The following is a 19,646-nucleotide window of genomic DNA, read 5'->3' on the forward strand; positions in this document are numbered from 1 at the left end:
CGACCACCGCACATCTTCGTGCCCTGGGCGGACACGAACGTGTTAGGAAACCACACGCATGACGAACGAAACCACCACTCAGTCGGCCAAGGGTCTGTTCGCGGGCAAGGCTCGCACTGTGGCAGCCGTTGCCGCCTTCTCCGGTCTGGCTCTCGCCACCACCGTGTCGGTGCAGGCCACGCAGAACGCGTCCGACGAGCAGGCTCCCGCCGCCGCCGTGTCCGAAGCTCCCGCCTCCGAGAAGACCGTCTCCGCCGAGCCGGCCGCCAAGGCTGACAAGGCCGAGAAGGCTGAGAAGGCTCCCGCCAAGAAGGCCGAGCCCGCCAAGGCTCCCGCCCAGCCCGCCGTGGTGCAGGCCGCCCCCGTCGCCGAGGTGACCCCGGTCGAGGCGCCCGCCGCTCCCCAGGTGGCTCCCGCCGCTCAGACCGTGGCCCCGGTCGCGGAGCAGGCTCCGGCTCCGGCCCAGGGCCGCCACGCCGCGCAGCCCACCCAGCAGACGCTGCAGGCCGAGGCCGCCGCCGAGCAGGGCAACGCCATCTACAACTACGGCGCCCCCCAGACCGGCAACACCACTCAGGTCGGCTACACCGCTCAGGCCGGCTACACCGCTCAGACCGGGTACGACACCACCGCCAATACCGGCAAGGTGACCACTCAGTCCAGCACCGCCCCCAAGCAGGCCAAGGCCGCGTCCAGCACCCCGGCTTCCGGCCAGGGCCAGGCCATCCTGAGCGCCGCTGAGGGCCAGATCGGCGTCAACCAGGACTGCACCGCCCTGGTGAGCAACGCACTGGCAGCGGTGGGCATCAACCACCACGGCTGGCCCGCCAGCTACAAGTCCCTCGGCACCCCGGTCTCCGCCGCTGAGGCCCAGGCCGGCGACATCGCCTACTACGCCGACGGCGGCGCCGGCGTGGCCCACGTGGCCATCTACGCCGGCAACGGCCAGGCCATCCACGGCGGCTGGAACGGCAACCAGACCGTGAAGACCACCGCGAACGTTGGCTCCGGCCCGGAGTACATCCGCGTCGGCTGAGCTCTCCCGAGTTCGGCACCGCGCTGATCGGCGCGGTGCCACACCTCGCATCGAGTCGGGACCGGTTGTGTACCCGCTCCCGACGAGGACGAGATGAATGCGTACGGACCCTGATGACCACAGGGTCCGTACGTTTTTCTCGTCTCTGCATCCCTCTGCATCCCTCCACGTCACTGCCGGGCAGTGCGCGCCGGCCACGGGACCAATCATCCTGTTCGTCCACCGCGGGCCGTCGGGGCCGGCGTGCGGGTGACGTCCAGGGGCCGGGATCTAGAATGGACGCCATGTCCACCGATTTCTCGAGCGCAGCCAGAACCCCCCAGGACCAGGAATTCACCTACTACGCCGTGGGGATGGTGGCCGGCGCAGTTCCCGGCATCGTCGTGGGATTCATCGTGGCGGCCTTCGCCGGCCACGCGGCCATGTGGCTGTCCGTGTTCGGCGGTCTCGGGATCATCGTGGGTCTCGTGCTGGCGGCGCTCATCTTCCGCCGCCGCCGTGCCTCCGCCCCCGACCCGGTGGAATCCGGGGCATCCGCTCCGGACTCGTTCGAGCAGTCCGGCGCAGACTCCGCTGCGACGCCGCCGAACCACCGCTCCTGACGTCGACCACGCGGAGCCGTAACCAGCCGCGTACCCTCACTTCGGCGGAACAGCGCGACCCGCGTGCCCTCACCTCGTAGGAATGATGCGACCCGGGTGCACTCACCTCGGCAGAGTGATGCCAGCCGGGTGAACAGTGGGTCGGCCACGAATCCCCTCGGCGCGCCGCCCTTCCCCGTTGCTCACTGCCCGGTGAGCAACTGGATCTCCCGTGCCACGTTGCGCCGGGCCTGCGCCTCCCACAGCGCCACCGCAGTGCCGTGGTGGAACAGACGAGGACTGGACAGCAGGTTCTGCAGCACCTCGGCGCGGGCGGCCCGGAACTGGCTCTCGGGGACGTCTGCGTACTCCCGGCGCACATCCGCGCGGTAGCGCTCGTACTCCTCCACGGTGCCCCCGAGCACGGCAAGATCCGCGTCCACGAGCACACAGGCGTCCCGGTCCGTGGGATCCGGCCGGTGCGCCACGGTGACCATGACGAGCTCTGCGACCCTGTCGGCAAGGCCGACCGGCCACGACTCCGCAGCTCCTGGACCCCGTCCTTCGCGCGGGGCCGTCCGAACCCCGGACCCGGGGGCGGCGTCGCCCTCCCCGCTGCCCCCCAGGGCGGGGGACCGCCCCGCCCTGCCGCGGCCGGCCGCCGGGGGTGAATCCGGCGCCCACCCGTCGGGGCCCAGCAGCTGCCGGGCGAGGGCCGCCGAGTCCTTCTCGTCCTCGCCGGCCCGCCCCCGGTGCACGGCGTCGTGGAACCACGCCGCCAGCACGAGCTCCTGGGACGGGCGCCCGTCCGTGAGCAGGTCCACCGCCTCGAGCACCTTCAGCAGGTGGGCGGGGCCGTGGTAGGCACGGTGCGGTTCGAGCCAGCGCTCCAGCAGGTGCGAGCCCAGGTCGGGATGCCCCGGAACGTGCCGCTCCCAGCGGCGGGTGAGCGCCGGGGCCAGCTTGGCCGGGCGGCGTCGTGCGGGGACCCGCAGGCCGCTGCGGATCAGGATCCGCGCGAGGTCCTTGCCCTCCACCGCGACCGCGCCGAGGGCCAGGGCGTCTGCGTGGCGGCGCGCGGGAATGTCGTAGTGGTCCTGGTCGAACGCACGCACGGACACGCCCAGGCGCGAGGCGAACTCGTGCAGCTCGGCCAGGGACTGGTCCGAGACGAGGTGGGAGAACACGGTCCCGTGGGCGGGCCAGCGCGGGGGATCGATGTAGAGCGTCATGGTGACCATTGTGCGCCTGACTCGCGGGGCGGGTCCCCCGCGGATAAGCTGGTGCAGTGTTGCCCTCGTAGCTCAGGGGATAGAGCACGGCTCTCCTAAAGCCGGTGTCGTTGGTTCGAATCCAATCGAGGGCACGAACGATGCCCTGCCCGGTCCCGGGCGGGGCATCCGTCGTTCGGCGGTGGAGCAGTCAGCCCCGTGGACGCTGGCCGGGCAGCTGGCCCTCGGAGAAGGCGTTGATCTTGCGGCGCACCACGGAGATGCTCACGAGCGCCGCGATGAGCAGCAGGAGCGCGGTCAGCACCCAGCGGGTGACCACCAGGCCGGAGGCGAGCGCCACGGCGCCGCTGTCCTCGGGGTGAGCCACAGCGGCGTCGAGCGCGGCGTTGCCCGCCAGGAAGACCACGGCGTACGCCAGGACCACGGACCAGTAGAGCCACTTCCGGGCTCGCTGCGGGGTGTTGAGACCGGTGAACAGCAGCCATCCCAGGCTCAGCAGCAGGGGAGTGAACAGTCCGGTGGTCGCGTGCACGCCCTCGTAGGAGGCGAGGCCCTCCGCGCCCAGTCCGCGCGCGAAGGCGGCGATGTGCTGGGAGTCGAAGCCGCCGGGCATCAGCTCGGGAGCGGTCACCCCTCCGGCCAGGTTCCCGGACACGCCCTGCAGGACGAGCAGGTGGTAGTACAGCCAGAGCGCGACTCCCACGAAGGACGCGACCCCCACGAGGATTCCGGCGGAGGAGCCCTTGGTGGGGTCCGCGGCGAGCTGCCCGTCCCGCATCTCGTGGACGCTCACGGGGCGCACGGAGTCTCCCTGGGCGCTCGTGGATCCGGCCGGGGCAGCACCCGCGGCCTCCCCGTGCTTCCTGGCCTTCTGCGCTCTGGTCATACCCATGGCTCCATTATCCCCCGGGGGCGTACTGTGAATCGAAGACGGGTACCCACTCTCGACGACGAGGTGGAGGACAGGTGCCCCCGGCGGGCACCGCGAAAGGTGGTGACGGTCATGGAGCTCTCCATCGGCCTTCCGGACGGTCTGCTCATGAACGCGGGTGACGGCTCGGAGCTCACGCTGTACGAGGCCGACCACTGCACGGTGCGCCGCAGGATCGACTGCTCCGTCCTCGAGGGCGCCCGCATGGCCGACATCGTCTGGTCCCACAAGCTCTCCGCCGTGGTCGCGGCGGTCCCCGAACGCCACCGGCTCTACCGCTGGGACGCCTACACGGACGAGCTCCAGGAGTGGGCGGGCACGGGAGAGCCCGGCCGCAGGGACGGCACGCTCGGCCAGGCCACGTTCGCGGCCACCGTGTCCATCACGGAGGCCGGGGACGGCACACTCTGGTTCGTGGACCGGGACTCCTCCTCGCTGCGGCGCATTGACATCAACACGGACCGGCCCGACGGCGCGCCCCACGTGGTCACGGTCGTCGGCAGGCACGGGGCCGGGTACCGGGACGGTGCGGCGTCCGAGGCCGCGCTCGACCATCCCCAGGACCTGCAGATCCTCTACGACGGCTCCGTGGTGGTGGCCGACACCGGCAACCACGCCCTGCGGCACGTGGACACCTCCGACGGCGAGGTCACGACCATCTTCGGGGGCCCGGAGCAGGTGCTCGACGAGCTGAGCGACGACGACCTCGTGCTGGAGGCTCCCGTGCGGGTCACCGTGGCGGACTCCCACCTCTGGGTCGAGGACGCGAACGGCCGCCACCAGGTGGAACCCCGGTACGTCTGACGGGCTGGCAGTCGTGCGGTGCCGGACACCGGGGCCCGGCACCGGCTGCCCGTCGCCGGTGAGGCCACCGTGCGGGTCCGCGCCCGGCTGCGCGTCCGAGCCGCTGGATAGACTGGGCGCACCATGGACTACCTCTCTGACAACTCCCTGCTCTCTGCCTCGTCCGTGCGCTCCCCGGCCGGTGGCGTCTCTGCCGAGCCGTCCGACGCCGCGGCGTCCCCGGAGCAGCTCGTGGCGGGGCTCAACGACCCGCAGCGCGCGGCGGTCGAGCACTCGGGTTCAGCCCTGCTGATCGTCGCGGGCGCGGGGTCGGGCAAGACGAGGGTGCTGACCCACCGGATCGCGCACCTGCTGGCCACCGGTCGGGCCGGCCGCGGTGAGATCCTGGCCATCACGTTCACCAACAAGGCCGCGGCGGAGATGCGCGAGCGGATCGTGGACCTGGTGGGGGACTCCGCCCGTTCCATGTGGATCTCCACGTTCCACTCGCTGTGCGTGCGGATCCTGCGCCGCGAGGCCAAGACCCTGGGACTGAGCACGAACTTCTCGATCTACGACTCCGCGGACTCGCTGCGGCTGATCACCCAGGTGGCCAAGCAGCACGAGCTGGACCCCAAGCGCTTCGCGCCGAAGGCCATTCAGCACAAGATCTCCGCGCTGAAGAACGAGCTCGTGGACGACGAGACGTACCTGGCGCGGGCCAGCTCCACGGACCCCTTCGAGTCCGCGGTCGCGCAGGTGTACCGGGGGTACACCCAGCGGCTGCGCGCGGCCAACGCCATGGACTTCGACGACCTGATCGGCGAGACCGTGCACATGTTCCGCGCGTTCCCCCAGGTCCTCGAGTACTACCGGCGGCGGTTCCGCCACGTGCTGGTGGACGAGTACCAGGACACCAACCACGCCCAGTACGCCCTGGTCCGGGAGCTCGTGGGAGGGAACTCTCCCGGTCACACGGACGAGTCCGGGATCCCCGCGGCCGAGCTCACGGTGGTGGGCGACTCCGACCAGTCCATCTACGCGTTCCGAGGGGCGGACATCCGCAACATCACGGACTTCGAACGGGACTTCCCGTCCGCGCGCACCATCCTGCTGGAGCAGAACTACCGCTCCACCCAGAACATCCTCTCCGCGGCCAACGCGGTGATCTCGCAGAACGCGGACCGCCGGGACAAGAAGCTGTGGACGGCCGAGGGTGACGGCGCACCCATCGTGGGCTACGCGGCGGAGAACGAGCACGAGGAGGCGCGGTTCATCGCGGAGGAGATCGACCGCCTCCAGGACGAGCACGGGATCCGCCCCGGGGACGTGGCCGTGTTCTACCGCACCAACGCCCAGTCCCGCTCCCTGGAGGAGATCCTCATGCGGGTGGGGCTGCCGTACAAGGTGGTCGGGGGCACGCGCTTCTACGAGCGCAAGGAGATCAAGGACGCCATCTCCTACCTGCGGGCGATCGCCAACCCCTCGGACGACATCACCGTGCGCCGGATCATCAACGAGCCCAAGCGCGGGATCGGCGACCGCGCCCAGGGGTCGATCTCCGCGCTCGCCGAGCGCGAGGGGATCTCGTTCTCCGCGGCCATGCACCGGCTGGACGAGGCCCCGGCCCTGGCCACCCGTTCCGCCAACGCGATCCGCTCGTTCTCCCAGCTCATGGACGACCTTGCCGAACTGGCCGAGGGGGCGTCCGTAACCACGGTGCTGGAGGCCGTGCTGGAGCAGTCCGGCTACCTCGAGGCCCTGCGCACGTCCACGGATCCCCAGGACGAGTCCCGGGTGGAGAACCTCGCCGAGCTCGTGGCCGTGGTGCGCGAGTTCGAGAAGGACCACCCGGACGCGGGGCTCGGCCAGTTCCTCGAGCACGTGGCCCTCGTGGCGGACGCGGACCAGATCCCCTCCCGGCCGGACACCGCCGGGGAGGGGGCGGCCAGCGCCCAGCAGATCGCGGCGGAGGTGGAGGAGGCCAGGTCCCTGGGGGTGGTCACCCTCATGACCCTGCACACCGCCAAGGGGCTGGAGTTCCCCGTGGTGTTCCTGACCGGCATGGAGCACGGGATCTTCCCGCACCAGCGCAGCTTCGCGGATCCCTCCAGCATGGAGGAGGAGCGTCGGCTCGCGTACGTGGGCATCACCCGTGCCCGGCAGCGGCTCTACATCACCAGGGCGGAGTCCCGCTCCATGTGGGGCCAGTCCCAGTTCAACCCGGCCAGCCCGTTCCTGGACGAGATCCCCTCCCACCTCATCGACTGGAAGCGGGAGGGCTCCGCCGCGGCGGGAGGCTGGGGGTCACCCGTGCACTCCGGGGGCCCGTCCGGTTCCCGGGATCCGCTGCGGGGGTCCTCGTGGGGGGCCGCCGCCGGTTCCGGAGCCACGTTCCGTCGCCTCTCACCGGCCTCGGCGGGCAGGGTGCAGCCGCAGAAGGAGATCCCGTCCCTGAGCGTGGGGGACACCGTGGAGCACAAGGCCTTCGGCCGCGGATCGGTGGTCGCGGTGGAGGGCGGCGGGGACAAGACCGTGGCCAAGGTGCGCTTCGGGGCCGAGGAGAAACGGCTCCTGCTGCGCTACGCACCCATGTCCAAGGTCTCGTGACGGACTCCCCGCGCGGGGGTCCGGTGCCGCGTCAGATGAGGGCGTAGACCAGGACCGTGAACGGTGCCGTCACGCGCAGGGACTCCCCGGAGCGCACGTGGAGCATGCCCAGGAGCACGCTGGCCACGAGCGTGCTCAGCCCCGCGGCCTGTCCCCGGGACAGCAGGGCCACGGTGCCCAGGCACACCCCGGTGACCAGCCCGCCCCACGGGATCCACCGCGCGCCCCGGAACGTGGCCACGCCGAGCACGGCCCGGTGGGAGTACGCCAGCAGCCCGGCCACTACGAGGCAGCGCCCCACGAGGTACACGAGCCACGCGGCCATCGCGAGCCAGGCGCCGCCACCGTACTGCGCGTAGAGGTCCAGGAACCGGTCCACCGGGGGGAAGCCCCACGGCAGCCCCACCACGGCGGGCAGCGCGATCGCGGTGACGACGGCGGCCGCGAAGTACCCGAGGACGGCTCGCCAGGCGCGGTGGTCCGGCCCGTCCGCCCGCTCACCCGCGGTCCGGTCCGGGGACAGGGGGTCCAGACCGCGGCGTCGGCACCAGAGCACGAGGGCGCGCGCCAGCAGCAGCCACACCGCGCCGAGCCCCACCCAGGTCAGGCACTGCCAGCCGAGGGGGTAGAGCGACGGGACGTCACCCGTGAGGGTCAGGTACGTGCCGTCGACCACGAGCTCGAGTCCCAGCGCCACGAACGAGAACGTGGCGAGCGAGGCCATGAACCCGTGGTCCGCTTCCCGGGCGTCCCAGACGTCCGGCAGTCCGATCCATTGCATGGACCCAGTCAACCAGGCGATCCCGGGTGGCAGCGCATCGTGGGCTGTGGGTTCACGCAGGCCCCGGTGGGGCGAATCGCCGCGCCATGGACTAAAATCACAGTGAGGGCACTGTGAGCGCAGCGCTGCGCCGCATCCCCCCACATCAGGTCGCTCCAGCCGGGGGTTCCCGGCGCGGAACGACACACCTCGACGCAGAAGGACACTTATCCGTGGACCTGTTTGAGTACCAGGCACGCGACCTGTTCGAGAAGCACGGAGTCCCCGTGCTGGCCGGCATCGTCGCCACTACCCCAGAAGAAGCCAAGGCAGCTGCTGAGAAGATCGGCGGCGTGACCGTCGTCAAGGCCCAGGTCAAGGTGGGCGGACGCGGCAAGGCGGGCGGCGTCAAGGTCGCGAAGTCCCCCGAGGAGGCCTTCGAGTACGCCCAGCAGATCCTGGGCATGGACATCAAGGGCCACACCGTGCACCGCGTGATGATCGCGCAGGGCGCGGACATCGCCGAGGAGTACTACTTCTCCGTCCTGCTGGACCGCGCCAACCGCTCCTACCTGGCCATGTGTTCGGTCGAGGGCGGCATGGAGATCGAGCAGCTGGCCGTGGAGCGTCCGGAGGCCCTGGCCCGCGTGGACGTGAACCCCGCCGAGGGCATCACCGAGGCCAAGGCCCGCGAGATCGTGGAGCAGGCCAAGTTCGACGCCGAGACCGCTGCCAAGGTCGTGCCCGTGCTGGTCAAGCTGGGCGAGGTCTACGCCAAGGAGGACGCCACCCTGGTGGAGGTCAACCCCCTGGTCAAGACCGGTGACGGGGAGATCCTCGCGCTGGACGGCAAGGTGTCCCTGGACGACAACGCCGAGTTCCGCCACGAGGACCACGCCGCGCTCGCGGACAAGACCACGGCCGATCCCCTGGAGGAGAAGGCCAAGGAGAACGACCTCAACTACGTCAAGCTGGACGGCGAGGTCGGGATCATCGGCAACGGCGCCGGCCTCGTGATGTCCACCCTGGACGTCGTGGCCTACGCCGGCGAGAAGCACGGTGACGTGAAGCCCGCCAACTTCCTGGACATCGGCGGCGGCGCCTCGGCCGAGGTCATGGCCGCGGGCCTGGACGTCATCCTGGGCGACCCCCAGGTGAAGTCCGTGTTCGTCAACGTCTTCGGCGGCATCACCGCGTGCGACGCCGTGGCCAACGGCATCGTCAAGGCCCTGGAGATCCTCGGCGACTCCGCAACCAAGCCCATCGTGGTGCGGCTGGACGGCAACAACGTGGACGAGGGTCGCGCGATCCTCCGCGAGGCCAACCACCCGCTGATCACCACCGCGGACACCATGGACGCCGGCGCCGACAAGGCCGCCGAGCTCGCCCACTCCGCCAAGTAACCGCCCACGAGCAGAGCTACCAGGAAGAAGACATGTCGATCTTTTTGAACAAGGACTCCAAGGTCATCGTTCAGGGCATCACCGGCGGCGAGGGCACCAAGCACACCGCGCGCATGCTCGCGGCCGGGACCCAGGTCATGGGCGGCGTCAACGCCCGCAAGGCCGGGACCACCGTGAACCACCAGGACAAGGACGGCAACGCCGTCGAGCTGCCGGTCTTCGGCTCCGTGGCCGAGGCCATGAAGGAGACCGGTGCGAACGCGTCGATCGTCTTCGTGCCGCCGGCCTTCTGCAAGGACGCCGTGATCGAGGCCATCGACGCCGAGATCCCGCTGGTCGTGGTGATCACCGAGGGCATCCCCGTGCAGGACTCCGCCGAGTTCTGGGCCCACTCCCAGGCGAACACCGGTGCGGACGGCAAGCCCAAGACCCGCATCATCGGCCCCAACTGCCCGGGCATCATCTCCCCGGAGGAGTCGCTGCTGGGCATCACGCCCGCGAACATCACCGGCAAGGGCAAGCTGGGCCTGGTGTCCAAGTCCGGCACCCTGACCTATCAGATGATGTACGAGCTGCGTGACCTGGGCTTCACCACCGCCATCGGCATCGGCGGTGACCCGGTCATCGGCACCACCCACATCGACGCCCTCGAGGCGTTCGAGGCGGACCCCGAGACCGAGGCCATCGTGATGATCGGTGAGATCGGCGGCGACGCCGAGGAGCGCGCCGCGGACTTCATCAAGGCCAACGTCACCAAGCCCGTGGTGGGCTACGTGGCGGGCTTCACCGCTCCCGAGGGCAAGACCATGGGCCACGCCGGCGCCATCGTCTCCGGCTCCTCCGGAACGGCCCAGGCCAAGAAGGAGGCCCTCGAGGCCGCCGGGGTCAAGGTCGGCAAGACCCCCTCGGAGACCGCGCAGCTCATGCGGGAGATCTTCGAGACCAAGTGAGTCGCGCCCGGCTCCGTCCGGGACCCGCGCTGAGAACGACGCCGCTTGCCCACCTCGGTGGGGGAGCGGCGTCGTTCTCGTTGCGGGCGGGTGGTCGCTCCGGGGGCGGGCCGGTCGGGTCTCAGGCCAGCACGATGGTGCGGTTGCCGGAGACCACCACCCGGCCCTCCGCGTGCCACTTCACCGCCCGGGACAGCGTCTGTGCCTCGGCGTCCGACCCCACGGCCACAAGATCCGCGGGGGTGTGGGCGTGGTTCACGGGAATCACGTCCTGCGCGATGATCGGGCCCTCGTCCAGGTCCGGGGTGACGTAGTGGGCGGTGGCCCCCACCATCTTCACGCCGCGCTCGTAGGCCTGGTGGTAGGGCTTGGCCCCCTTGAAGGACGGCAGGAACGAGTGGTGGATGTTGATGCAGCGTCCCGCGAGCTCCCTCGTGAGCTCGTCCGAGAGGATCTGCATGTAGCGGGCCAGCACCACGAGCTCGGTGTCGTGGGCTGCCACGAGGCGCAGCAGCTCCGCCTCGGCCTGGGGCTTGGTGTCCCGGGTGACGGGCACGTGGTGGAAGGGCACGCCGTAGAAGTCCACGAGCGGGCGCAGATCCGTGTGGTTGGAGACCACGGCCACGATCTCCACGGGCAGCGAGCCCACGTGCGCCCGGTGCAGCAGGTCCGCCAGGCAGTGGGAGATCTTGGAGACCATCACCAGCACCCGGGTCTTCTTGCGGGCGTCCACCAGCCGGAAGCGCATGTCGTGCTCCTGGGCCACCGGGCGGAAGCCCTCGATCAGCGACTCGGTGGTCACGGTGCCCGGCGCGCTGATGGTGTGGCAGCGGATGAAGAACCGGTCGTCGTGGCGGTCGGAGAAGTGCTTGACGTCGAAGATGTCGCAGCCCTGGCTGGTGAGGTTGGAGGCCACCGCGCTCACGAGGCCGTAGGCCTCGGGGCAGTGGGCGGTGAGGACGTGCTCGTCGGGCGTGGAGGGCTGGGCCGACATGAAGGGGATGCTCCTGGGGTCACGGGACGGATCGGTGGTCCGCGGGGCGGCAGGGCCGCGGCACCGTGGACCGGCGTCGATTTTATCGCCGGGACAGGGGCGTTATCGACCGGTAGCCGCGTGAGCGGACGGTAGGAGCCCGTCCGGCGCGGGGAGAGGTGCGCCTCTGTGAGAGAACCAGCGGCCACCGGCAGGCGATAACGCCTCAACGGGATCGAGCCGTGGGCTGAGCGGCTACCGACGCACAGCACCGGCCACAGTGCACCCCCCAGTGCAGGTGTGGCGGTTTCCCTGTGCGAAGTCTCCCGTTGCAGTGGTTCAGCGAACCACGAGTCCAGAATATCCGAATTTCACAGATGGCTCGGAGGCTGTGCAGATTCAAAGAACCGCTTTACCTACACGGGTACCCCCGCCCTCCGCGGGTGCGGGCGGGCCGGGCGTCGAAAATCCTGCTGTGACTAGGGGAAACGCAGAAAGTAAATGATATCCCTACTATTTACCTCTGCGAATTGCCATATTTCTCGAGCCAAGTCGATTCACTTGTGGGCCCTAGAGGGGACAATACTTTTCGTGGACTGCGGCGATGCGCTTCGGGCCCGCGCGAGCGGGTCAGGCCACCCCGGTGTTGAACACGAGCCCCAGCAGGTAGGTGGCCACGGCCGCGCCGTAACCGATGCCCAGCTGCCGCAGGCCCCGCTTGAGCGGGGAGGCACCGGAGAGCAGACCCACGAAGCCACCCGTGACCAGCAGGGCCATTCCCACCAGGACCATGCCCACGACCATGGCGACTCCGCCCGTGAGCCCGAAGATGTAGGGCAGGATCGGGATGACCGCTCCCGAGGCGAAGAAGCAGAAGCTGGACGCCGCCGCGCCCAGATCCGTGCCGAGGGCCTCGTGCTCGCCGGAGCCCGCGGCGTCGTCGTCGCTCTCCTGTCCAGGGTCCGCGGCACGGCGGGCCTTCTCGTCCTGGAACGAGAGCGAGGGGTCGCAGTCGCAGTCGTAGTGGCCGAGTCGCTCCGCGGCACGGTGCTCCGCGGCCTCCTCGCTCATGCCGCGGGCCCGGTAGATGAGGGTGAGCTCGTTCTCGTCCAGGTCCAGGGACGGGGCGACCCGGAGGGTCACCTGGGTGGGCTGCGAGGCGTCCAGCAGCTCGCGCTGGGAGCGCACGGACACGTATTCGCCCGCCCCCATGGACAGCGCGCCCGCGAGCAGCCCGGCGATGCCCGAGAACAGCACCATCGAGCTGGACGTGCCGGTGGCCCCCACGCCCATGACGAGTGCGAGGTTGGACACCAGGCCGTCGTTGGCGCCGAACACCGCGGCGCGGAAGTTCCCCGAGAGCCGGGTGCGGCCGTCGGTGGCCAGCGCCCGGATGATCTCCTCGTGCACGGCCTCGTCCGCGGCCATGGCGGCGGTGGCGTCGGGGTCCTCCCGGTACGGGGAGCGGGACTCGGCGCGCTGCAGCAGCGCCAGGACAAAGACCGAGCTGACGTGCTTGGCCAGGAACATGAGGATGCGCGCCTCGAGACCGGGGTGGACCGTGCGCTGCGCGTGGGGCCCCAGGAGCCGGCGCCAGTGCTCCGCGTGGCGCCCCTCGCCCTCGGCCACCCGGTGCAGGATCTCCGCGTGGCGCCCGGTGCTGTGACGGGCCAGGTGCTCGTAGGTCTGCGCCTCGGCAAGCTCGTCCGCGAGGTAGTGGCGCCACCTGCGGATCTGGGCGGGGGTCGGTTCGGCGGTTCCGGGCACGGGGGAGTGCGTGCTGGTGGGCTCAGGCATGTCTCCGGATCATACGCACGAGCCGGCACGGGTGATTTCGGGGCCCCGAAGCTCGGGTCGAGACGCGCGCAGTGGCCGCCACCGGCACCAGGGGCCCGGTTCCCCTGATCACGGGCGCCGGGGAGTCGGGGCGCCGGACCCACGCTCTGCCTGCAGTGCCAACTCGCTGTGTGGTGCCGGTGGTGCGGCCCTCAGGGCTCCACGAGCGAGCGGATGTCCTGCGCGTCGAGGCTCGCGGAGAACACGCGGTCGTCGTCGAGCACCGCGGAGAAGAGGTCCGCCTTGCGGGTCTTCAGCTCCATGACCTTCTCCTCGATGGTGCCCTGCGCGACCATGCGGTAGACCATGACCTTCTGGGTCTGCCCGATCCGGTGGGTGCGGTCCACGGCCTGGTTCTCGGCGGCGGGGTTCCACCACGGGTCCAGGAGGAAGCAGTAGTCGGCCTCCGTGAGGTTGATGCCGAAGCCGCCGGCCTTAAGGCTCACCAGGAACACCGGGGCCTTCCCGCTGCGGAACGTGTCGAGGGCCGCGGCGCGGTCCCGGGTGCTGCCGTCCAGGTAGGCGTAGGCGATCCCGGCCTCGTCCAGCCGCCGGGCCACGATCTTGAGGAAGCTCGTGAACTGGCTGAACACCAGGGGGCGGTGGCCCTCCTGCAGCAGCTGGGGGAGCTGCTCGAAGAGGACGTCCAGCTTGGAGGAGGCCGCGGTGGCCTCGGGGTCCACCAGGGCGGGGTCCAGGGCGAGCATGCGCAGCGTGGTGAGGGACTGGAAGATCGTGAAGCGGTTCCTGTCGAAGTCGCGCAGCAGCCCCAGGATCTTGGCACGCTCGCGCTGCAGCCTGCGGTCGTACGCGGCGCGGTGCTCGGGGTTGAGCCCCACGGCCAGCACGTGCTCGAGCTTGGGTGGCAGCTGCAGGTCCACGTCCGCCTTGGAGCGGCGCAGCATGAACGGCCTCATGCGGGAGCGCAGCCGGGCCAGGGCGTCCGAGTCCATCGCGCGTTCGATGGGCCGCTGGTAGTGCTCGGTGAAGCGCTTCTTGGACGGGAACAGCCCCGGTGCGGTGAGGGACAGCAGCGACCACAGCTCCGTGAGGCTGTTCTCCATGGGGGTGCCGGTGATGGCCAGGCGGGTGCGGGCCCTCAGGTTCTTCACGGCGCGGTAGGCCTTGGTCCGCGGGTTCTTCACGAACTGCGCCTCGTCCATGACCACGCCGGCCCACTCGACGCCGCGGTAGGCATCCGCGTCGAGACGGAGCAGGGCGTAGGAGGTCAGCACCACGTGCGAGTCCCGCGCGGCGTTGGCCACCGAGTCCTTGGTGCTGGTCAGCACGGTGGTCCGCAGCGACGGCGCGAAGCGCGTGAGCTCGGCCGACCAGTTGGCCACCACGGAGGTGGGGGCGATCACCAGGAACGGTGGCAGCCGGGGATCGCGGGCCACGGCGCGCAGCATGGCGGCGATGGTCTGCACGGTCTTGCCCAGCCCCATGTCGTCCGCGAGGATCCCACCGAGGTCGTGCTCCCACAGGAAGCTCAGCCACCGGAACCCCTCGTACTGGTAGGGGCGCAGGGTGGCCTGCAGGGCCTCGGGCACGGAGGGCGACGGGATCTCGTCCAGGTGCGCCAGCGCGCGGACGCCCGTGCGCCACTGCTCCGCCTGCTGCGTGTCCGTGGCGAGGTCCTCGAACTGCTCCCAGAGGCTGGTCTGGTACCGGTTCAGGGCCAGGGGCGCGCTCTTGTCCTCCTGCAGGGTGCGGGCCTCGGCGATCAGCTCGCGCAGCCGGACGAACTCCGGGCGGTCCAGGGAGAACCAGGACCCGTCCCGCAGCAGCATGACGTCCTGGCCGCGGTCCAGGGCCTGGAAGATCTCCGAGAAGGGCAGGTAGTGCTCACCCACCCTCACGGTGACTCCCAGCCCGAACCAGTCGTGGTGCTCGGTGGGCGCGGTGGAGACGGTGATCTCGGTGGGCTCGGAGACCTCTCGGTAGGCGGGGGCGCCACCGGTCTCCTCGATCCGCAGGTCCGGGATGCCGCGCAGCCGCGGCAGCCACTCCCGCAGCAGCGTGAGGGCGTCCTGGGCGGCGTAGGAGCTGCGTTTGACGTCCAGCTCCGGGACACGGCGGTGCACGGCCTGGACCATGGAGGACTCCCAGCGGGACTCCCGCGCCACGACCTCGTCCCCGAGCGGGTCCAGGGGCCGGAACGGCAGGCGCACGCGCTCCCTGCCCTTCTGGTACTCCCACTCCCACTCCACGCGCTCGGTGAGGTCGTCGTGGTGGACGGTCAGCACCAGCTCGGGATCCGCCACCTGCGGCAGCACCAGGGAGTCCTCCCCGGCGGTCACGTGCATGCTCTGGTGCAGCCGGGGGAAGTACGTCTCGAAGAACTCCTCCACCCCGTCCTGCGGGACCGTGAGGTCCTCCGCGCGGTCCAGGAAGGAGCGCTGCTGCTGGTTGAGGCGGGTCCCCAGAGCCACCAGGTGCAGGGGGAAGCGGTTGAGGTCCTCGGCGTCCTCGAGCGCCGCTGGGGAGGCCTCGGGGTAGAACAGCCCGTGACCGGGCTGACCGATGATGTGGGCCCAGCGCAGGGGCACCTCGTGCTCGCCCACGATCAGCTGCGGGCGCAGGCTCAGCTCCCCGTGCTCGCCCGGGTCCACCCGCACCTCGAAGCGCCCCTCGTGCTCCAGCACCACGGGGGCTCCCGAGCCGCGGGACACGAGGGGGATGCCCAGGGCGTCGGCGCGCGACAGGATGGGCCACAGCAGGGGAGAGGTGTAGCGCTCCACGTGCAGCTGGTGGCGTTCGGCGGCGTAGCTGCCCCGGTGGGACTCGGACAGGGCGCGCAGCTCCTCGAACCAGTCCAGCTGCTCGGGGCCCAGCCGTCCCGCGCGGGCGTGGGAGGCCAGGTTCCCCCAGTCGATGCCGCTCTGCACCCAGCCGCGGCGCCCGCGCAGCACAGGCCGTGCGGTCAGTGCGAGGGGCAGTTCTCCGAGTGAGCTCCGCCACGCCCTGGGGGCGCGGTTCTGAACGCGGGAGAGGTCCAGTTCGAGCGCGACGCCCGGGGCGTCGTCGGGGTCGGAGACCACGCGCTCGGAGGCGGTGCCGGGGACGATGCGGGAGAGTTCGCTGCGCCAGTCCGGGCCCCCACCCGGCATGCGGGCATCGGGGAACTGCGCGGCGTCACTCATGCGCACTACGGTACCGCCCGGTACGGACACGGCTGCGCGAGGGCCCGCGCGGAGGCGGTCCGGCGGCGTCGTGGGAGTCTCCGCCCGGGCACCCGTGGGACGGCACGGCCCGGACTCCTATACTCGAGGTGACTGTGACGACTTAAGCGCCCACGGCGCAGACGGAGGATTTGTGGCTGACGCTGCCGGTTTCCGCACGGGAGACCACGCGATTGCATCCGGACCCCAGGAAGTCGAGTACCTGCGCTGGAACGACGCCGTGGCGCGTGCGTTCTTCGGTCCCCGCGCGGCGGGGGAGCTCGTCCAGCTGGACCTGGACGAGAAGATGCTCGAGCAGATCGGTTCCGAATTCGGCCTGGACGGGCCGTCCACCCTGCGGGCGCTCGCGGACTCCGTGACGCCGCTGCTGGTCACGGACGGCTCCCGCCGCTCGATGTTCGACGCGTTCAACAAGCTCACCGAGGTCTGGTACCGGATGTCCCGGCGCCAGCTCGAGGACCTCACGAAGATTGGCCCGCCGCCGATCGTGGCGCTGCTGGCCCTGCTGTCCCTCGCGGGACGGCACATGTCCGCGCTCGCGGCCCGCACGGGCAAGAAGTCCGTGTCCACGTTCTACCTCCCGCTCGCGGTGCTGCTGCAGGCGGGGCAGGACAACGCCAAGGCCCTGGAGTCCTCGGTGCGCAAGGACTCGGAGACCTACTGGGACGCCCTGCGCTACTGGCTCGAGGCCTTCGACGGGCAGCTGGGGCTGCCCTCCGCCTACGCCGTGAACCACCGGCCGGTGGGCCTGGCGCTGTCCCAGACGCTGTTCGGCCCCTCGGAGCTGCGCCAGCTGCACCAGATGTTCGAGGACCTGGAGCTCACCACGGCGCAGGGCATGAGCGCGCAGGAACTCGGGATCTACATCGACTTCTGGCTGGACATCGCGGACACGGACGCCTCCAAGTCCATGCGCAGCATCTGGTCCAACCCGCTCACCCGCGACCCTGCGCTGCAGGTGGCACTCGCCCAGCTCGCGGCGTGGGAGTCCTCCCCGGACGACGACGCCGCCGCGGCCACCCGAGGCTCACGGCACCTGGGCTCGCGCAGCCCGGGCCTGTCCCTCACGGACGGCACGGACTACGTGGGCAACCCGGTCTACGAGCTGGGCTTCGTGGTGCCCAAGCGGCTGGTCCCCGGCCGTGAGGTGGACCTGGCCACCACCGCCGGTCCGCGGACCATGTTCCTGAACTACATCGGGGACGCGTTCCTGGGGATCTCCGCCTACAGCGCCCGCATGACCAGCGACACCCTGCTCTCGGGCCAGCTGACCGTGACCGCGGGGGAGCTCACGCTCACCCGCAACCCGCGGCCCGTGGTGGTCTTCGCCAAGGACGCGTACTCGGACACCTTCCTGTCCGTGGACCACGTCCCCACGGCGTGGCCGTGCCGCATCATGGTCCGCAACGAGCCCGAGTGGGTCGAGCAGGTCCGTGCCATCCTGGACGACTCCGCCTCCCCGGACTACCGCGTGGTGGGGCCGGGGGAGAACGGCGTGGCCGAGGGGTGGGTGCTCTTCGACGACGTCCAGGTGCTGCGCGCGGGCGATCCCGCCCTCACGGTCAACGACAACTTCTCCGCCCTGGTGCCCCGCCTGGTGCCGGCCATGACGCTGTCCGGCGGGCTGCGCATCCCGGGGGACGTGGAGCGGTTCTCGGCGCTGCGCCCGCCGCAGCTCACCGTGACCTCCGACAGCGACGACCCCCTGAGCGTGGAGTGCGAGTGGCGCAATCCGCACTCGTTCAAGCTCACGAGCACCAAGCTGACCGCACCGCGCGTTCCCCCGTTCCAGGTGAGCCTGGGCGCCACCGAGCTGGCCACCGAGCACGGTCACCTCAAGCCCAACGACTACACGCTGGTGCTGCGCTCCGGGCGCACCGTCAAGCAGCGGCTCGAGTTCCGGGTCCGGGACAGCTCCTACTACATCACGCAGCGCTCCCTGGGCTACGAGGGTGAGATGGTGCACGTGGCCGAGGAGACCCTGTGGCCCGTCACCGCCGTCACCCGGGACGAGATCCCGGACGAGTACGTCCAGGGCTCGTTCGACAACATGACCCCCCACGAGGCCGAGCTGCCGGAGGCCGAGGTGCCCGAGGTGGCGGGCTGGGAGTCCGCGGAGGGGCAGATGTTCCCCGAGCGCAGCAACGAGCTGCCCACCGCACCGGACGTCTCCTGCATGGTCACGGGCAAGCACAAGGTGATCCTGCCGCCCATGGACCCCAAGGCCAAGGCGCCCTGGGTGTTCGGGCGGTGCACGTTCTGCGGGCTCACCAAGCGCTACCCCGGCCGCCTCACCAAGCTCTCCGCGGTGGGGCAGACCGGTTCGGTGGAGGCCCTGCAGTTCATCGGCCCCGAGGAGGGGGAGTACCCCGGTTCGTGGGCGCCCTTCAAGGACATGCTCACGTTCCTGGGCGGTGGCAAGCGCTCGAGCCTGTCGATCGTGGCGCGCCAGCTGGAGGACTCCGAGCGGTTCGAGGAGTGGTTCGTGGGCCACCTCCAGGCCCTGGGGTTCCTGGAAACCATCCGGGACGAGAACTGGACGGTGCGCCGCTGGCAGGTCTGCTCCCCGGCCCTGACCCAGCTGGTGGACGGCTCCGTGCTGCTCACGGGCGGGTGGAAGACCGAGCAGGAGGAAGCCGTGACCCGCGCCGTTGCGGCCCAGGGCGGTGAGGTGGTCGTGCTCTCGCCCGAGGACCACGCCACCACCATGCTGGTGGACGTGGACCTCGAGGCCCTGGGGCGGATGCTGCCCGAGGGGATGTGCGACGTGGTGTACGACGCCGGGCCGGTCATGCTCGACACCCTCCCGCCGCTGTCCTCGGTGGTGGCCGGGCTGCCGCTGCGCGAGATGCAGTACAACGGGGTGGCGGAGAAGTTCGTGCCCGCAGACGCCACGTGGGAGGCCACAGAGGACCGCAACACCCCCGGGCTGTACCGGATCAACCACCACCACAAGACGCGCTACGTGTTCCGCACGGCGGAGGACGTGGAGTCCGGCCACGGCCGGCAGGTGTCCTCGGGGCTGGGCAAGCACCTGGCCGCCCGGGAGCTGGGGGCCGCCCTGGTCAGCCACGACCCCGAGCTGCGGCTGCTCTCCGTTCCGATCGGAGCCGCCCTGCCGGGGCTGTACGCCCGCGCCGCGGTGCTGTGCTCCGGTCTGCTGCCCACGCTCGTGGACGAGGACTTCTCCCTGAACTACGGGGACGTCTCCGAGGAGTTCGCGAGCGCGCTCGTGGCCAAGCTGCTCGGATGACGGAGACCGGGCGGGGGCGCGGATGTGCCCTCGCCCGAGGCCTGTCCTAAGGTGGGAGGGCCGAAAATTTGCTACTTATCGGTAACACGACGCATCGACCCCGGGTCGCCCATCGT

General features: G+C 70.6%; 13 protein-coding genes and 1 tRNA gene. 8 read left to right on the top strand and 6 right to left on the bottom strand.

Annotation, left to right across the window (positions count from 1 at the left end; all coding sequences use genetic code 11):
• Window positions 1-58: 58 nt before the first annotated feature.
• Window positions 59-1,036 (top strand): C40 family peptidase, encoded by a 978-nt coding sequence (locus HMPREF2833_RS00195; protein WP_070636158.1) that lies wholly within the window; start codon window positions 59-61, stop codon window positions 1,034-1,036.
• 284 nt (window positions 1,037-1,320) lie between these two features.
• The gene (locus tag HMPREF2833_RS00200) at window positions 1,321-1,638 is read left to right on the top strand and encodes a hypothetical protein (protein WP_070636412.1); all 318 of its coding nucleotides are present in this window, start codon (window positions 1,321-1,323) and stop codon (window positions 1,636-1,638) included.
• A gap of 182 nt (window positions 1,639-1,820) precedes the next feature.
• Here HMPREF2833_RS00200 and HMPREF2833_RS00205 read toward each other — a convergent pair whose 3' ends face one another.
• Window positions 1,821-2,849, bottom strand: coding sequence for a DUF4031 domain-containing protein (locus HMPREF2833_RS00205; protein ID WP_246829047.1), 1,029 nt, complete (start codon window positions 2,847-2,849; stop codon window positions 1,821-1,823).
• A 61-nt stretch (window positions 2,850-2,910) separates the two neighbouring features.
• On the opposite strand from HMPREF2833_RS00205, the gene HMPREF2833_RS00210 reads away from it, so the two are divergent.
• Window positions 2,911-2,983: transfer RNA gene (locus HMPREF2833_RS00210), tRNA-Arg, on the top strand.
• Between the two features lie 56 nt (window positions 2,984-3,039).
• Here HMPREF2833_RS00210 and HMPREF2833_RS00215 read toward each other — a convergent pair.
• Entirely contained in the window at window positions 3,040-3,741 is a 702-nt protein-coding gene (locus HMPREF2833_RS00215; protein ID WP_246829048.1) for a hypothetical protein, read from the bottom strand.
• Between the two features lie 111 nt (window positions 3,742-3,852).
• Here HMPREF2833_RS00215 and HMPREF2833_RS00220 point away from each other — a divergent pair, with 111 nt between their 5' ends.
• Window positions 3,853-4,584 carry an NHL repeat-containing protein gene (locus tag HMPREF2833_RS00220; RefSeq protein ID WP_083310874.1) on the top strand — a complete coding sequence of 244 codons (732 nt, stop codon included), beginning with the start codon at window positions 3,853-3,855 and terminating at the stop codon, window positions 4,582-4,584.
• Between the two features lie 123 nt (window positions 4,585-4,707).
• Window positions 4,708-7,173 (top strand): DNA helicase PcrA, encoded by a 2,466-nt coding sequence (gene pcrA, locus HMPREF2833_RS00225; protein WP_070636170.1) that lies wholly within the window; start codon window positions 4,708-4,710, stop codon window positions 7,171-7,173.
• Between the two features lie 31 nt (window positions 7,174-7,204).
• On the opposite strand, the gene HMPREF2833_RS00230 is transcribed toward pcrA, so the two are convergent.
• The gene (locus tag HMPREF2833_RS00230) at window positions 7,205-7,954 is read right to left on the bottom strand and encodes a hypothetical protein (protein ID WP_070636172.1); all 750 of its coding nucleotides are present in this window, start codon (window positions 7,952-7,954) and stop codon (window positions 7,205-7,207) included.
• 212 nt (window positions 7,955-8,166) lie between these two features.
• Here HMPREF2833_RS00230 and sucC point away from each other — a divergent pair, with 212 nt between their 5' ends.
• A complete protein-coding gene (gene sucC, locus HMPREF2833_RS00235; protein ID WP_039100878.1) occupies window positions 8,167-9,336 on the top strand; it encodes an ADP-forming succinate--CoA ligase subunit beta in 1,170 nt (389 codons plus the stop codon).
• A 32-nt stretch (window positions 9,337-9,368) separates the two neighbouring features.
• Window positions 9,369-10,286 carry a succinate--CoA ligase subunit alpha gene (gene sucD, locus HMPREF2833_RS00240; RefSeq protein WP_039100879.1) on the top strand — a complete coding sequence of 306 codons (918 nt, stop codon included), beginning with the start codon at window positions 9,369-9,371 and terminating at the stop codon, window positions 10,284-10,286.
• Window positions 10,287-10,407: 121 nt separating this feature from the next.
• Here sucD and purU read toward each other — a convergent pair whose 3' ends face one another.
• The 3 genes from purU to HMPREF2833_RS00255 all read right to left on the bottom strand — a co-directional run bounded on the left by purU (window position 10,408) and on the right by HMPREF2833_RS00255 (window position 16,238).
• Window positions 10,408-11,280 (bottom strand): formyltetrahydrofolate deformylase, encoded by an 873-nt coding sequence (gene purU, locus HMPREF2833_RS00245; protein WP_039100880.1) that lies wholly within the window; start codon window positions 11,278-11,280, stop codon window positions 10,408-10,410.
• A gap of 609 nt (window positions 11,281-11,889) precedes the next feature.
• Window positions 11,890-13,056, bottom strand: coding sequence for a VIT1/CCC1 transporter family protein (locus tag HMPREF2833_RS00250; protein ID WP_070636174.1), 1,167 nt, complete (start codon window positions 13,054-13,056; stop codon window positions 11,890-11,892).
• Window positions 13,057-13,247: 191 nt separating this feature from the next.
• On the bottom strand, window positions 13,248-16,238 hold the full coding sequence (locus HMPREF2833_RS00255; protein ID WP_070636414.1) for a DEAD/DEAH box helicase: 2,991 nt from the start codon (window positions 16,236-16,238) through the stop codon (window positions 13,248-13,250).
• Window positions 16,239-16,410: 172 nt separating this feature from the next.
• On the opposite strand from HMPREF2833_RS00255, the gene HMPREF2833_RS00260 reads away from it, so the two are divergent.
• Entirely contained in the window at window positions 16,411-19,530 is a 3,120-nt protein-coding gene (locus HMPREF2833_RS00260) for a hypothetical protein (protein ID WP_070636176.1), read from the top strand.
• The last annotated feature ends 116 nt before the right edge of the window (window positions 19,531-19,646 follow it).

The organism is Kocuria sp. HMSC066H03 (assembly GCF_001812045.1).
In the GTDB taxonomy this organism is placed as follows: Bacteria; Actinomycetota; Actinomycetes; order Actinomycetales; family Micrococcaceae; genus Kocuria; species Kocuria rhizophila.